Origin of the sequence: Microbacterium sp. (genome assembly GCF_047607465.1) — a bacterium.
Lineage (GTDB): Bacteria > Actinomycetota > Actinomycetes > Actinomycetales > Microbacteriaceae > Microbacterium.
The window spans coordinates 30425-45078 of record NZ_JASGCY010000058.1; the positions used below are offsets into that span (position 1 = coordinate 30425).

Below are 14654 nucleotides of genomic sequence, written 5' to 3' on the forward strand. Positions count from 1 at the left end.
CGTAAGTGGGGTGGGCACTACGGGCTATTGACAATATAGAACAAATGTGCGATAATTCGTCATGATTGAAGCCCGTGCCTGATGCACGGATGCTTCGACATCAGCACGCTTCTGCCTCATGCCGTGCTCAGAATAGCTCTCTCCAGCCATCTCTCGGGTGTGGGAGCGATGACGCCATCGCGCCGCTCGTCGGCGCGGAGGAATGGTGTCGTCACTCCTGCAACCGCAGGGCTAGGAATCAACACGCCAAGGAGGGCGCTCGTGCCTCACACATGTGACGCAACCACCATCAAGAAGAACACCAACATCGGTTCGGAGGTTGACGATCCCGAACTCGAAGGACCACTCCTGCTGCCCTGGCGCGAGCGATACGGGAGCGAAGACATCCTCATCGGTGATCAGCGCTTCCACGTGCATAGGCACGGCGGCGGGCTAGTGAGCTTGCTCGCCGTGGTCGCGCCGACCGTCTATGTTGCACCAGGGGCCATGATCAAAGATCGTGCGATCGTGGTCGGATCCGTCCGACTCTTCGACCGCTCGGTGATCGAGGGCACGGCGATCGTCGCTGACATGGGTACGCTCCGCGACAATGCAGCAGTCGGTGGTGAAGCCATCGTCAGAGGACAGGTCACGCTCGCTCACCACGCGCGCGTAGACGGTGATGCCCGTGTCAACGGCGGAGTGTTCCTGCAGCACTTCGCCCACATCAGCCGCGGAGTCCTCTCCGGCGGTATGACGGTCAACTGACCTTCACCCACTCGAGCCCGCCTCGAGCGACTAGAAGAGCCCACCGGCACTCGTCGCTCGGCGGGCTCTTCTTCAAGAAAACCATGCTCAACCGAGGTCGGCGCCGCATGTGCTGCTTGCCGTCCGCCCGTATACACAGAACCCGTTGCCCACCGAATGCACCGCCGGCTCTTCTTCATGAAGTGCGAGCGTCGTGATGACAAAGCCGAGAGTTCGCGAATTGGGGCGTTGAGAGGCGAAACGAGCCGACGTGAGCGCATCCCATTTTAATACGTTTCTGGCAACGCTAGTCTGGGTTACTTACTCATGACGGATTGAACCTGCTCTTGGGTCAGGGCGCTACTGTAGATCCTGACGTCATCGAGATAACCTCGCATGCAATCGTCCTCCCCTTTGCCGAACCACCAGGTGTTCGAGCGTTTGAGCGCAGCATTGATCGTGATCGTGTCGGTCTTTACAACGTTGCCGTCGTAGTAGTAGGTGAGTTTGCTCGACGCAGAATCGGCGACGAGGGCAATGAAGTGCCATGCGTTCAACGGCATCGCGATGGGATAGCTGTACTCTCCGGACCCGAAACCGAGATTGCCGCTGCTGTTGACTTCGATCCAATACTGGTTGGTGTCCCAGATGATATTTGCGTAGCTGGTCGATGTTCCGGTTCTTTTGTACCAGAACGCCACCGTCCAGGTGCTTAGGTTCTCAGCGCCTAACCCATTGCGGTAGAAATACCCCGTGCACGCATTTGACATCCCTGCACCGCTGTGCCCAGAGGCGGTCCAGAGCCCGCTGCCCGAGGCAGTGAGCGTGTAGCCGTTCCCGGACGAGTCGCCGGCTGTTGTGCCGGATCCTTCGTTGAACTTCCACTCAGCAATCGGTGCTGGGTCCGTTCCCCCGCAGCTGGTGGACGTGATCTGCCGGACGCTGGAACTGTAGTAGTAGGTAACCGATCCTGCGGTCACGCTAAGGCAGTACCCCTCGCCGACGAGTGAATACGTGAAGGTTCGACCACCGCCGACGACGAGCCCCTTGCCTCCGTTCGCGACCGAAGCCGACGCTGGATACTCGCCGTTCTCTGCGGCGTCGAGTTCGAGCTGTGTTGCGAGAGTCTGCAGATCACTCTTGATCGCGGTCTCGGTCGCGCGGGCCGTGATGCCCCTGTAGGACACGGCCGTGATTGTCGCAAGTATCGCGATTACCACGATGACGATCAGAAGCTCGACGACGGTGAAACCGCGGCGCAGGATTCGAGCGTCATCGATAGGAACCGTTGAAGAACGAGAACGCTCGAGGCCTACGTCGCGGAGCGGCCGACAGCGGTAGTTCGGAGTGGTACGTGATGCTTTCGTGCCATAGCTGCGCCTGACTATGAACCACAAGCGCAAAGCAGTCAACAGCAGCGTACGCGCTTCAGCGCAGGCAACTGGGGTAGGTGTTGACGAAACCACAACGTACAGCGTGGACATCCCCAGCGCGAAACCCGCAGGGAACGCTACGTCATCCGACAGGAGGACGCCACTCAGCGAGAAAATTACGACTCCACCAATGCGGCGTGCCCGTCCCGCAACGCACGGCTGCATCGAGGTGCTTGGGCGCGCCTCTTGGCCGGTTGCGGGCCTCGTCGATGAGAGGACTCGTGCGCCGCGTGGTGCGGCATGTCCTGATCGAGATGATGCGCACGGTCACCGTGCGCATGGCGACCGCTTTCGGTGCCAGCAAGAGCGAGATCAGCCTGTGGCGCCGGGCGCTCAAACAGGTCGACGCCATGATCGGGAAAATTGTCACGCAAGTAGCGGCCGTGCTGAAGGACTCGTGACCACGGAACCCCGCTGAACGAGACTAACCGTTGTGGAATAGACAACGGGTATTGACATTTCAAACCATTCGTTCATACTCAATTGTCCACTCCTCGTCGGACTGCGATGTAGAGGAGGCCACCCAGGCCTCGTCCATCGCTTCCGATGAGGAGGCTCAGCATGGCTGAGAATGAACTGCCCGAGGTGCCGTCCACGGCCCTCGGCCCCCTGCGGACGCTTGCCGTTCGCATCACCGACGGGTTGCGTGCTCAGCTGGACGTGATCGCTCAGTTGAACAACCGCTCCGTCACCGAAGAGATCCGTCTGGCCCTGGAGTCCTGGATCGAGGCTTCCAAGTCCGATCCCAAGGTGCTGCAGCGCGCCGAGACGGTACGGGCCGAGATCGAGCGCGAGGCACAGACCAAGCAGAGCGCGATCGAGGCCATCTTCGGCGCCGCCGGGCCGGGAGCGAAGACTCCCTCGCCGCGCGGCAAGTCTGCCTGAGCTCCCGACTAAGGCGCCCTGTGCGTCATGGTCGGTCGAGCTCGGGCGCGCGCAATCCTCCCTCCCTCGTTGCTGGGGGACAGGGAGCGGGGCGGCTGTCCCGGAGGTCGAGCGCCACGCGCGCTCCCTCCGGGCAGTCGCCCAAGAACACCTTCGGCTACGAGCCGAGGCTTGTCGCCTGTTCAGGCGAACAGGTAGTAGAACGTCAGGTGGAGCGACAGGATCAGGTGGATCGATCGTGGTCGAGTACGAAGCAACGCCATCACGACTCCGAGCACTAGGATCGCAATGCTCGGCACGAGGTGCGCCAGCCCGAAGCGCTCTGGCAGAAACAGCACATGTCCCAGCCAGAATGTGACCGCGACCATCGGTACGGCCGCCCAGCTTGAAAAGCGCTCGCGTACATAACTCTGGAGCAGCCCGAACGTCAGATAGTCCTGCCAGAACACGGACACAGCCATCCAGAACATGTACAGCGCGACCGGCAGAATCAGGCCGTAGTGAAATGGCAGCGCGATGCCCGCAACGACGGGAAGCGCGTAGAGCCAGCGCAAGCGGTCTCCGGCGAAGAGGACGCGGTTGAACCGCTTGTGCAACAGCACGAGAGGTACCGCAAGAACAACGGCGACGAGTGACTCTATGAGGATCACCGTTGCGTAATCGTCGGAGAACCAGCCGCCCACACCACCGGCAAGTAACCCGGGCGTCAGCGCCCACCCTGCCACCCATCCGGCCCAAGCAAGCATCAGCGTGAGCGCCGACGGAAAGCGTCGTGTTGATGGCTGAGGGCGATGTTCGCGTGATGTGTCGGTCATTCTCGCTCACTGTGAGCTATGCCGTCGTGCTTGTCAATTCGTACCTCTGATTCCTCGTTGCTGCCCCGCGACTTGTCAGAGAACCCACCAGGGGTTCTCGGTCGCGACAACAGTAAGGAGGTGGGAATGGTGGTGCGAAGCATCGTCATCCCGCACGATCCCGTGCATCCCCCGCGCCTGCGGGAGCTGGCCGACGTCGGCGACTTCCAGGCCGCAGTGGACGGCTGGATCGAACCGCTCGAGATGCCGGCCCTCGGCGTCACGCTCTACGCCAACGAGGCAGCCCGACGCGACCTCGCGCCGATCAACCGCCGTGCTATGGCGGTGTGGTGGCTCTACACGGCCGACCCGACGCAGTACCCGATGATCCTCGGCGACGTCGTGCTCACCGGCAACGGCAGCGACGAGGACACCGGCGACGTGCCGGAGCGGATCATCCGCGACATCTTCGGGACGCAGGAGTTCGTCCTCCAGGCCAAGCCCTTCGGGGCCGGTCCCTGGCGCGACACCTACGCCCGATTCGGCAACGTCTTCGACGCAGCCACCTGGTGCATGCTGTTCACCTACTGCCTGCGCCCCGGTGCCCACTTCCGCCTCCGCAGCAACGTAGAGGAACCGGAGCATCACAGCGGCTCACTTCACGGCGGTGATCGCGCATGGTGAAGGCGCTCCGCATCCCCGTCGACGAGTCCGAGCCGATCACGGAGCTGGAGGTCTTCCAGCTGGAGGACTACCAGGCCGCGGTCGGCGGGTGGATCGAACCGGTCGACATCCCGCAGCTCGGGGTGACGATCTACGTCCACGAGGAAGGCCTGGTGATGGGCTTACCGCTCAACGCCCGCGCCATGTTCCTCTGGTGGCTCTTCGTCCCGGAAGCTCGCCAGAAAGCGATGTTGGTCGGGCCGGCGCTCGTCGTCGGCCTGCCGGATCGAAACGGCGACAGCACGGACGTCCCGGCGCCCGTCGCCGACATGTTCACCCAAGCCGGAATCTGGCGCGTGCACGCGCACGTGCCGGGCATCGAGCAGTGGTACGAGAGTCAGGAGACCCACGACGACTACTTCGAAGCCCTCATCTACGCGATGACCCTGCTGGAGCGTTGGGAAGAGGTCGACGACGTCCGCGTCGTCCCCGTCCATCCCGAGCGCGGCGCAGACCCCGTCGGGGGAGCAGCTCCTATCGAACCCGCCGCCTGACGGCATCAGGCACCAACAACCACGGCGGCGACTGCCCGGACCTTGAGAACCACGAGTTCTCGGTTCGGTGCAGTCGCCGCCTTCTTCACGTCGGTTCGGTAGCCGCCTCTGTGCGCACGCGCGAGTGCTTGACGCTCTCCTCGCACTTCCGCACCTTTCTGATCACCAGACCTACTGACATGTGCCACACGGGACATGCTGGTGATCAAGCCGCCGCGTGCCACTCCTACCTGAGTACGCGCGGCTCTTGCCATCAGTCAATTCGCTTTACTCAATCCGCTTCGGATTGTAAAATGTATACAAACGTATGAAAGAGCCCTCACAACGCCAATCTGTAAACACTGAAATCGCCGAAGCCCTCGAAGGGCTGCTGATTCAGGCTCGGGCCGAGTGGCCTACCGAACCGATCGGCTACCGGGCGAAGCTCCACAAGCGTGTCCCGGACGACCGCTACGGCTTCTTTCATCTCCTCGAAGTAACCCCTCGCCTGCGGGACCGCTACGAGTTCAGCCTCCTCGACCCCCTCAGCCCAGCCGCGGACGAGCTCCGCTTCACGGCCCGTCTCGACGTAGGGCGCAGCGAGTATCACCTCGAAGGCGACGAGCTTGTGCTGGTCGTCGCCCGCGACATCCATCGCCCGGATCTGGGCTAACCTGTGCTCCACAGCCACGCCGACCTCCCGAGGGTCGGCGTCTTAGTTGCGGTTCAGGCCGTGTCGCACGGAGTCCAGCGCAACCTTGAAGTGGCTCTCTGCCGCGTTGATATCCCTGGTCGGCGTCGCAGGGTCAAAAACCCGTAGCAGCGAGAAGCGGAAGCTCGAAGGATCGAGCGTCTTCAGTTCGACGTTGCCGCCGTGCCCGTTGGTCGCGTAGGCGTGCCAGCGCTGCCGGATGCTCTCTTCGCCATCCGCCTTGCCAACGTAGTGCCGGCCATCTCTCGTGTCGGTGATGAGGTAGATCCCGAACACGGAAGAGAGCGCCGTGCGCCACGAGGCGTAGCGGTGCTCGCGCATGACGGCCTGCAGCTGGGCGTGGCTCAGGATGAGGCGGTCAAAGCCCGGGAACGGGATGGGTTCCGCGTCCGCGATCCCCACGACCGGATACTTTCCCGCTGCGGCGGCGCTCATGCGCCAGGTGCGCGGAGACTTCCACCCAATGACCAGCCGCCCGCGAAGGTCGGCCATGTGCTCCGTCTCGGAGACGTCGAACGTCCGGCGGATGTCGTCGCGTGCGGTCTCGCCGCGGTTCTCCACCACGGACCACAGCCGCGCCTGGTCGCCGCCCTCCTTAATGAAGACCACCCAGAGGCGAGGTGGCACGGCGGGGAACCGCCTGCTGTCCGATGACTGCGTCGCCGTGTACGCCAGGATCTCGGCGTGCGTCGAGTCCGCATGCAGACCCGTCAGGCCGCTCTCCTCCGGCTCGGTCACGAAGGCGTGACGAATGACGAGGGTCTGCGCCGGGTCGATACCGGCGTCGAGCAGAAGCGGGGCGAGAGTCAGGGTCATGTGCAGATCACCCGGCCACGTCCTCTCTCGGGTCTTCGGCCGCGTTTGGCTCGGCCGCAGCGGATGAGTTGCCGTGCCCCCGACGCCATGGCAACCGCTCGGACGCTCCTCCGACCAGCTTCTCCGTGCCTGCTTTCGCGCCCTCGAACGTCTTCACGCTGAAGCTGCTCACCGCCTTGGCGCTGCGCTCCGTGATCTCCAGGGCGTCATCTCGGGCATCGCCGACTGCCTCACGCCAGGGCTTCGCCTCGATGGCGCTGCGGTTGCCGTCGATCCCCAACTTCTCGTGAAAGACCAGCACGTCATCCGCCACCTCGTTGCCGGAGCGCACGACGCGGCCGGCCCTGAGCGGGTGAAGGAGCACCTGCTGGTTCGCGCCTACCGCAGCGGCGTCCATGCGTGAAAGGAGCCGAGCGGTGCTCTTCGAGATGTCGTCGCGGCGCTTGGCGCGCGCCGCTTTGAGCGCGGTGCGGTGGCGGTCGACGTCATCGGGACTGGAATCCAGCACCCGGTCGAGCTCGAGAATGTCCAAGCCGTCTTGGAGCTGGAAACACCGCGCCAGCACTGCCAGCCACTCTTCGACGGTCTCCTCGGCGGTGCCGGAGAGCTTGGAGAGATCCCTGACCTTGGACTTCTTCTCCATCTTCTTCGCAAGCGCGTCGAGCTGGAGCAGGGCGTAGGCCTGCGTGGTGGCGATGGTCTGCGCGGCGCCGTGCAGGTTCGACCAGGTCACCTCGGAGACGCGGCCGACGTGCTCGCGTTTGAACATGGCGTCGTCGATCACCATGCCGACGCCGATCATCTTCGCGAGCTCCGCGTTCTTCTGCGCGAGCAGGATGTCGTCGACCTTCTCGTCGATCACCTTGAGGTACTCGGTGATCTCCTCCATGGTCTGCTGCATCGCCAGCTGCGCCATGATCCCCGCTGCGCCCGCGAGCATCGCCGGGTTGGTGAGCATCGAGCCGACCGAACCGGGCTTCATGAACTCCAAGATCTTCGTGACCTTGCCCTTGCTCGTGGTCGCGATCGCGCGGCTGACGCCGTCCGACGACCCCTTCATCGCCTTGCCGAGCTTGAGCGCCTTCGCGGACTCCTCCGTGAGCTTCACCCAGCGGCCAGAGTTCGCTGCGATCTGCGACCCGGCCTGCGCGACACCGGAGCCTGCGTTCAGAGCCGAACCAAGCTTCCGGTGGAGCTGGAGATCCTTCGAGGCAACGCCCGCGGACGAGAGATACCGCTCGACAGCCGACGGCTCGCCAATGACAGCGAGGCCATCGCCGTCGCTGATGAGTTCGATCTCGTCGCTCACGTCTCGCCCCTTCCGGGGTGAAGAAGCCCCTTCAGCAAAAGTAGCGGAGGGTGCTGACAGTGCCTCATTGCGGGGCACCCTCATCGCCGAGGATGACCCACTCGGCCTCCGATCGTTCGGTGTCGGTGACCTGCGCAATCATCACTGGATCGGGGTGAGTGTTCGATGCCCCTGGTTGTCCTGCCTCGGCGGGGCTCACGATCCGGGGCGACGTGCCTTGTAAAGTTCTTGATACAAGCACGATGGCGACGGAGGAGGGACGGACACGTATGGCGGAAGCACTGGGGTCGTCCAAGGGCACGACGGCGCGGATCGTCTGGGATACGGCAGACAAGTACCTGCGCAACATCGTCGACGAGGAGGACTACGGCGACTACATCCTGCCGTTCACGGTGCTTCGTCGGCTCGAGTGCATGCTCGCCGACACCAAGGATGAAGTCGCGCAGTTCGTCCAGTCGCTCGGCTCGCTACCGCAACACCTCATCGACATCGCGGTCAAGGACCGTTTCGGCTTGGGCTTCTACAACGTCTCTCCGCTCGACCTCGCCACGATCGCATCGGTCGACGATAACGTCGACAAATCGCTGAAGAGCTACATCGACGGCTTCTCGAACAACATCGCTGACATCTGGGTGTCCTTCGACTTCAACCGGCGCGCGAAGGTACTCGCCGACGCCAACCGTCTGCATGCCGTGGTGAAGCACTTCTCGACGCTCGACCTCAGCCCAGGCAGCCTCAGCAACACGAGTATGGGCGACGTCTTTGAGGACGTCATGTACCGGGCCTTCAACAAGAAGGGCAAAGCGGCCGGCAACTTCTACACACCCCGTGATGCGATCCGCCTCATGGTGGACGTGCTGATCAGCAACGACGATGACACCATCGCTTCCGACCATGCTGCGCGTTCGGTGTACGACCCGACCGCAGGCTCTGGCGGCATGCTGCTCATCGCGCAGGAGGCGCTAAAGCGCACCAACGAGAAGGTCGATGTCACCCTTTACGGCCAGGAACTGATGCCCTCCGCGTTCGCCCTCGGCAAGGCGGATTTGCTCATTCAGGGCGGTCGCCCGGACGCGATCAAGAAGGGAAACACCCTCGTCGAGGACCTCTACGAGGGGCAGACCTTCGACTATGTCCTCTCAAATCCTCCGTTCGGTATCGACGGGGAGGTCGAGGAGCAGTCCGTACGTGAGCAGGCCAAGGTGCATGGCTCGCGCTTTAGCCACGGTCTTCCAGGAACCTCCGATGGACAGATGCTCTTTTTGGCTCACTGCGCTTCGAAGCTGAGTCCTGCAAGCAAGGGCGGTCAAGGCGGGCGCGCCGCGGTCGTGTCGAACCAGTCGCCCCTCTTCAACAGTGACAACGGGCCAAACGCGATTCGCCAGTGGCTCCTCGAGGAAGACCTCATCGACGCGATCATCGCGCTACCAACGAGCATGTTTTACGGCACGGGCATCGCGACGTACATCTGGATCCTCGACGCAAATAAGGACACAGAGCGCGAGGGCAAGATCCAACTCATTGACGGGTCTGGTCAGTGGGACTCGCTCCGCAAGCCCATGGGTGAGAAGCGACGCGAGGTGGGCAAGCGTCATCGAGCGCGACTGCTCGAGGCGTACAAGGAGTTCGAACTCGCCGATCCGACAGTCTCTCGTGTCATGGCGCGGGAGGACTTCATGTTCCGCGACGTCCCGGTCTACAAGCAGGCGCGATTGGCGACTCGGTTTAGTGAGGACATAGTTGAGGCACTGCGCGGACGGCGAGATTTCGTCGAGGCACACGTCGCCGTGCTCCGGGCTCTTGACGGAACGGCCTGGAATGACCTTCCCAAGGCATTCCCTGCGGCTGCGAAGTCTGCTGAGCTGAAGGCTCCGGTTGGTCTGGTCGATGCTGTTATGAATGCGATGGGTGTCCAGGACGAATCCGCGCCGTTTGCGGTTGACCGCAAGGGAAAGCCCGTGATCGTTCCGGGGTGGAAGATCACCGAACGCGTACCGCTGAGTGAAGACCTGAACGAGCACATGGCGCGCGAGGTGCTCCCCTACGCGCCGGGCGCTCAATGGGACGAAACCAAGGCCAAGTATGGCACCGACATCCCGTTCACTAGGCTCTTCTACGTTCCTGAAGAGCCGCGCCCGCTTGTGGAGATCGACTCCGAGGTAGACGAGCTCATGAGCGAACTGGGCGACTTGTTCCGACAGGTGAGATCAGAGTGAGGCCCGTCGCACCAGTGTGGAAGTTCGCAGTGGTCAATCCAGCAACCACTGAATTCAGCCAACTAGATGAAGGCGACAGTGTCGCCTTCATGCCGCTGGAGGCGATCTGGCCCGGCTCCAAATGCGATTACAGCCGCACGCTACCTTGGTCACCTAATCTGAGCTACGTCCAATTTCGGCGCGGAGACGTTCTCGTGCCGAAGATCACGCCGACGTTCGAGGCCGGGCGAACAATCGTCGCGGATATCCCTTCTCGTGTTGGGCTCGCTTCCACTGAGGTGCACGTTGTCAGGGCGAACGAAGGCGCTGACCCAAGATTCCTGCGATACACCTTCCAGAGCCAGCCGTTCCTGGATGAAGGTGCGAACTCCCTGCAAGGAGTTGGAAATCTTCGACGGATCACCCCACGCTTCGTGCAGGACTATCGAGTTCTTGACGCATCGGCGGAAGTTCAGGCTGTCCTTTGCGACTACCTTGATCGAGAGACGGGTGAGATCGATGCGATCATCGACAGGCTCGATGGTCTGGCGGAAGTCCTCCGTTACCGCGCAGCGATAGTAAGTACGCGCCAAGTATGCGGGCTCTTCGAGAGTCATGACGGTGCCCAACGCAGTGTTCATTCTCCGCTGGCTGGTATTCCAGAACACTGGGGACGCACGAAGTTCGGCTACGACTTCACCGAGAGCACCGAGCGTAACGGTGACCACCCGCCAGGACCGCTTCTCTCGATTTCCGAGTACCGCGGCGTGGAGTTGAACACGCGAACCGAGGGCCAGCAGGCGTCGCTCGATGTCTCGAAGTACCGCGTCGTGCGCCCGGGCCAGCTCGCGGCAAACATGATGTGGCTGAACCACGGGGGCCTCGGTGTGTCCTCGCTCACGGGTTACATCAGCCCTGACTACAAGGCCTTCTGGATATCAGATCGCTTCGAGCCTCGTTACGTTCACCACCTGTTCCGTAGCTCGCGGTACATCGATTACTTCGCTGCTATCGCCACAGGCGTTCGTCCCAATGCACAGCGCGTGACCAAGACTGTCCTCGATGCGACTCCGGTACCGTTGCCGCCTCGTGATGAACAGGTGAGGATCGCGGACGAGCTTGATGAGGCGACCGCTCGCGTGGACGCCATGCTGACAAAGGTCGCAGACCTGAAAGCTTTGCTCCTGGAGCGTCGCGCTGCGCTCATCACCGACGTCGTGACCGGCAAGAAGGAAGTTGCCTGATGAGCCACGCTCAGCTGATGGAACTCGAGTTCGAGAGCAACCTTTGCACGGAGCTGTCCGAGCGCGGCTGGCTGTACGAAGACGAGGGCAAGCCCACCGGCTGGGACGTTGGTCTTGCGATGGTGCCCGCCGATGTCTTGCACTGGCTCGGGACTCAGTATCCGGACGAGTACGAGAAGGCCGTCCCGAGTGATCTGGTCGACGGGCAGAAGGCCGATGCCGAGCGCAAGCTTCTCGACCACGTCACTAAAGAGCTGGCCAAAGCCACGCGGATGGATCCGACGACCGGGCACCCGGTGGGCGGCCTGCTCGGCGTGCTGCGCAAGGGCTTCTCGTACGCGCAGATCGGTCGACCGGCTGCCAAGTTCGGCCCGCTGATGGCGTTCCCGCCCGCGAACCCAAACCTCACTGAGGTCGTTGAGGCGGCTGCATCTGTGCGGCTCCGGATCCTGCGTCAGGTGCGATTCGACACGACGAGCAACGAGAGCATCGACGTTGTGCTCCTCGCTAACGGGTTGCCGGTCGTGACGCTGGAACTCAAGACGGACAACACCCAGACGGTGAACCACGCGATCCGCCAGTACAAGGAGGATCGCAAGCCCGGGAAGAACCGTCCACTGCTCGCACCGGGCCGTGCACTCGTGCACTTCGCCGTCTCGAACGACCTCGTCTACATGACAACTAAGCTGCAGGGCGGCGACACGATCTTCCTGCCCTTCAACCAGGGCGACAACGGCCACGAGGGCAACCCGCCGTCAAGCACGGGATCGTCGACCAACTACCTCTGGCGCGAGATTCTTGCCCGTCCGACCTTCATGCGCATCCTCAAGGACTTCGCCCTTTTTGAGCCGAGCAAGTCGGGTGGCAAGGATGGGCGTCTCGTGTTCCCGCGCTTCCACCAACTTCGCGCGGTGGAGCGGGTAGTCGCCGACATCGAGGCGAACGGAACGGGCAAGCGCTACCTGGTCTGGCACTCCGCGGGCTCGGGCAAGACGAAGACGATCGCGTGGCTGAGTCACCGTCTCATCCGGCACATGAGCGCCGATTCGAAGTCAACGTTCGACTCGGTCATTGTCGTCACCGACCGCACAGTCCTTGACGAGAACATCCGAGACGACATGAACCTGGTTCAGTCAAGCAAGGGGCTCGTCGTTGCGGTCGGTGAGAAGTCCGGCGCGAAGTCGCCGCAACTGAAGAAGGCGCTCCTTGAGGGCGACCACATCATCACGTGTACGCTGCAGACCTTCCCCGAGGTGATGAAGCTCATCGAGGACACCCAGGAGCTGCGCGGCAGGCATTGGGCGGTGGTCGCGGACGAGGCGCATTCGTCGCAGTCGGGTTCCACCGCGCGTCAGCTTAAGGAGCTGCTCGCCGACGTGGAGTTTGACGCTGACGAGGACGACATCGGCGCGGACGACCTGCTGATGGCCAAGGACTCGGCAATCGCTGCCTCAAGCAACATCACCTTTATCGCCCTCACCGCGACTCCCAAGGCGAAGACCCTGCGCTTGTTCGGAACCGAGCGTGAAGGGCGTTGGGAGGCGTTCGACACGTACACGATGGCGCAGGCGATCGAGGAGGGCTTCATCCTCGACGTCCTGACCAACTACTCGACCTACGACATGTTCCTGCGCGTCAAGGACACACTCGACGGCCAGGAGAGCGAGAGCGAGATCCAGGTCAACACCGGAGAGGCTGTTTCCAGCATCGTCCGGTACGCCAGGCTGCACCCGACCGCCATCGCTCAGAAGGTACGCGTGGTCATCGAGCACTTCCGACGTAACGTCATGCACATGCTCGGCGGTGAGGCCCGCGCCATGGTGGTCACGAGTTCGCGATTCGAGGCCCTAAGTTGGTCGAAGAAGATGGACGCGTACATCGCTGAGAAGGGATACGACGACCTGCGCACGCTCGTGGCGTTCTCGGGCTCCCTGACCGACGACGACGGCGAGAGCGTGACCGAGATCTCAATGAACGGTCGCAGTGACGTCGCGAAGGCGTTCCGCGAGGAGGGCATCTACCGGGTGCTCATCGTCGCTAACAAGTTCCAGACCGGCTTCGATGAGCCGCGGCTCGTTGCGATGTACGTGGACAAGAAGCTCACGGGGGTGGCGACCGTGCAGACCCTGTCGAGACTCAACCGGATCTATCCCGGCAAGACCGCGCCGATGGTGGTGGACTTCCGAAACACTCCGGCCAGCGTGCAGGAAGACTTCAAGCTCTACTATTCGGACGCCCACGTCGACGGTGACGTCGATCCGAACGCTCTCATCACGCTCGGCGAGCGGCTCGACACGTCCGCGTTCTACACCCACGACGAGATGGATGCTGTTGCCGACGCGTTCCTCACCGACGCCGGCGGCGAGGCGATTGCCAAGGCACTCTCACCGATCAAGCACCGCTGGAGCGGACAGTGGCGGCAGGCCGTGCTCGGCAAGGACAAGGCCAAGAAGGATTCGCTGGAGTCCTTCCGTTCCGACGTACTTGGCTACCGCAACGCCTGGCAGTTCCTTAGCCAGATCGTCGATTACCAGGATCCGGAGTTGCACCGTCGGGCGATTCTCGCCACCCTCCTCGGCCGCAACCTCCACACCGACGGCAACGACTACGACGACAGCTTCCTCGAAGGTGTGCAGCTTTCGGGCGTCAAGCTCGTGCCGTCCGCCATCAACGAAGATCACTCCCTGAGCGAGGGCAGCGAGAAGGGCATCCGTCTGCCGGACTTCGACGGCGAGCACAAGGGCGGTGCCGCTCCGCAGAAGGGACCACTGACGGAGGCCATCGAGAAGGTCAACGAGATGTTCAAGGCCAAGGGCGTCGATGTCAGCCCGGAGAGCGTGTCGGGGTTCATCACGACGTTCTGGGGCTTCCTCGATGCGAACGAAGAGGCGGTTGCCATGGCGAAGAACAACACGGTCGCCCAGTTGAAGGCCTCAGAAGGTTTCAGCGGTGCAGTGGGGCTCGCTGTGCTGAAGACCGTCAACGAGTCGAAGGAGATCCAGACCTACATGACGGATCCCGCCTTCCTCGGCGAGATCTCCGACATCGCGGCAGATGCCCTGCACGCCCAGCACCGTCCGGATGCAGGCTCGGATGCTGAAGGCGACGAGCCGTGAGCGAGCCCGGGCAAGACGGTGGCGGCTTCGGTGATGTGATCCGTGAGGCTCGAAAGAAGCGCGGGTGGTCACAGGCGGAGCTTGGTGAGCAGTCCGGGGTCTCTCGTCCTACGATCGCGCGGGTCGAGGCGAACAACGACGTGACAACCGCGACCATCGCCAAGATCGCGCAGGCGCTTGGGCTGACGCTGCAGCTCAAGTAACGTGCCCGGGTGCGGTCGCGCGTGA

Annotated in this window: 14 protein-coding genes; 9 read left to right on the forward strand and 5 right to left on the reverse strand. The window is 62.7% G+C overall.

The window, feature by feature from the left end:
- Positions 1 to 81: 81 nt before the first annotated feature.
- Complete coding sequence (locus QM568_RS07745; RefSeq protein ID WP_415137484.1) at positions 82 to 747, forward strand: hypothetical protein; 666 nt, start codon at positions 82 to 84, stop codon at positions 745 to 747.
- Positions 748 to 1043: 296 nt separating this feature from the next.
- On the opposite strand, the gene QM568_RS07750 is transcribed toward QM568_RS07745, so the two are convergent.
- Complete coding sequence (locus tag QM568_RS07750; RefSeq protein WP_415137486.1) at positions 1044 to 2210, reverse strand: LamG-like jellyroll fold domain-containing protein; 1167 nt, start codon at positions 2208 to 2210, stop codon at positions 1044 to 1046.
- Positions 2211 to 2380: 170 nt separating this feature from the next.
- Here QM568_RS07750 and QM568_RS07755 point away from each other — a divergent pair, with 170 nt between their 5' ends.
- Together QM568_RS07755 and QM568_RS07760 are read left to right on the forward strand one after the other, a co-directional pair.
- A complete protein-coding gene (locus QM568_RS07755) occupies positions 2381 to 2560 on the forward strand; it encodes a hypothetical protein (protein ID WP_415137488.1) in 180 nt (59 codons plus the stop codon).
- Positions 2561 to 2720: 160 nt separating this feature from the next.
- The gene (locus QM568_RS07760; RefSeq protein ID WP_415137490.1) at positions 2721 to 3044 is read left to right on the forward strand and encodes a hypothetical protein; all 324 of its coding nucleotides are present in this window, start codon (positions 2721 to 2723) and stop codon (positions 3042 to 3044) included.
- 182 nt (positions 3045 to 3226) lie between these two features.
- Here QM568_RS07760 and QM568_RS07765 read toward each other — a convergent pair whose 3' ends face one another.
- Positions 3227 to 3859 carry a hypothetical protein gene (locus QM568_RS07765; protein ID WP_415137492.1) on the reverse strand — a complete coding sequence of 211 codons (633 nt, stop codon included), beginning with the start codon at positions 3857 to 3859 and terminating at the stop codon, positions 3227 to 3229.
- Between the two features lie 126 nt (positions 3860 to 3985).
- Here QM568_RS07765 and QM568_RS07770 point away from each other — a divergent pair, with 126 nt between their 5' ends.
- Positions 3986 to 4522, forward strand: a complete 537-nt coding sequence (locus tag QM568_RS07770) for a DUF3846 domain-containing protein (RefSeq protein ID WP_415137494.1) — start codon at positions 3986 to 3988, stop codon at positions 4520 to 4522.
- A complete protein-coding gene (locus QM568_RS07775; RefSeq protein WP_415137496.1) occupies positions 4516 to 5055 on the forward strand; it encodes a DUF3846 domain-containing protein in 540 nt (179 codons plus the stop codon). The genes QM568_RS07770 and QM568_RS07775 overlap by 7 nt, the downstream gene beginning before the upstream one ends.
- A 319-nt stretch (positions 5056 to 5374) precedes the next feature.
- Here QM568_RS07775 and QM568_RS07780 read toward each other — a convergent pair whose 3' ends face one another.
- The 3 genes from QM568_RS07780 to QM568_RS07790 are packed head-to-tail and all read right to left on the reverse strand — an operon-like array spanning position 5375 to position 7871.
- A complete protein-coding gene (locus QM568_RS07780; RefSeq protein ID WP_415137498.1) occupies positions 5375 to 5725 on the reverse strand; it encodes a hypothetical protein in 351 nt (116 codons plus the stop codon).
- Between the two features lie 24 nt (positions 5726 to 5749).
- Complete coding sequence (locus QM568_RS07785) at positions 5750 to 6562, reverse strand: GIY-YIG nuclease family protein (RefSeq protein ID WP_415137500.1); 813 nt, start codon at positions 6560 to 6562, stop codon at positions 5750 to 5752.
- Between the two features lie 7 nt (positions 6563 to 6569).
- Complete coding sequence (locus tag QM568_RS07790; protein WP_415137502.1) at positions 6570 to 7871, reverse strand: hypothetical protein; 1302 nt, start codon at positions 7869 to 7871, stop codon at positions 6570 to 6572.
- A 242-nt stretch (positions 7872 to 8113) separates the two neighbouring features.
- Here QM568_RS07790 and QM568_RS07795 point away from each other — a divergent pair, with 242 nt between their 5' ends.
- The 4 genes from QM568_RS07795 to QM568_RS07810 are packed head-to-tail and all read left to right on the forward strand — an operon-like array spanning position 8114 to position 14629.
- Complete coding sequence (locus QM568_RS07795) at positions 8114 to 10087, forward strand: type I restriction-modification system subunit M (protein ID WP_415137504.1); 1974 nt, start codon at positions 8114 to 8116, stop codon at positions 10085 to 10087.
- 29 nt (positions 10088 to 10116) lie between these two features.
- Entirely contained in the window at positions 10117 to 11310 is a 1194-nt protein-coding gene (locus tag QM568_RS07800) for a hypothetical protein (protein WP_415137506.1), read from the forward strand.
- Complete coding sequence (locus QM568_RS07805) at positions 11310 to 14426, forward strand: type I restriction endonuclease subunit R (RefSeq protein ID WP_415137508.1); 3117 nt, start codon at positions 11310 to 11312, stop codon at positions 14424 to 14426. The genes QM568_RS07800 and QM568_RS07805 overlap by 1 nt, the downstream gene beginning before the upstream one ends.
- Positions 14423 to 14629 carry a helix-turn-helix domain-containing protein gene (locus tag QM568_RS07810; protein WP_415137510.1) on the forward strand — a complete coding sequence of 69 codons (207 nt, stop codon included), beginning with the start codon at positions 14423 to 14425 and terminating at the stop codon, positions 14627 to 14629. The genes QM568_RS07805 and QM568_RS07810 overlap by 4 nt, the downstream gene beginning before the upstream one ends.
- Positions 14630 to 14654 lie beyond the last annotated feature (25 nt).

Coding starts and splice junctions, on each gene's coding strand:
- QM568_RS07770 (WP_415137494.1), top strand. CDS start 3,986: ATGGTGGTGCGAAGCATCGTCATCCCGCACGATCCCGTGCATCCCCCG.
- QM568_RS07765 (WP_415137492.1), bottom strand. CDS start 3,859: ATGACCGACACATCACGCGAACATCGCCCTCAGCCATCAACACGACGC.
- QM568_RS07785 (WP_415137500.1), bottom strand. CDS start 6,562: ATGACCCTGACTCTCGCCCCGCTTCTGCTCGACGCCGGTATCGACCCG.
- QM568_RS07775 (WP_415137496.1), top strand. CDS start 4,516: ATGGTGAAGGCGCTCCGCATCCCCGTCGACGAGTCCGAGCCGATCACG.
- QM568_RS07750 (WP_415137486.1), bottom strand. CDS start 2,210: ATGTCCACGCTGTACGTTGTGGTTTCGTCAACACCTACCCCAGTTGCC.
- QM568_RS07745 (WP_415137484.1), top strand. CDS start 82: ATGCACGGATGCTTCGACATCAGCACGCTTCTGCCTCATGCCGTGCTC.
- QM568_RS07805 (WP_415137508.1), top strand. CDS start 11,310: ATGAGCCACGCTCAGCTGATGGAACTCGAGTTCGAGAGCAACCTTTGC.
- QM568_RS07795 (WP_415137504.1), top strand. CDS start 8,114: ATGGCGACGGAGGAGGGACGGACACGTATGGCGGAAGCACTGGGGTCG.
- QM568_RS07760 (WP_415137490.1), top strand. CDS start 2,721: ATGGCTGAGAATGAACTGCCCGAGGTGCCGTCCACGGCCCTCGGCCCC.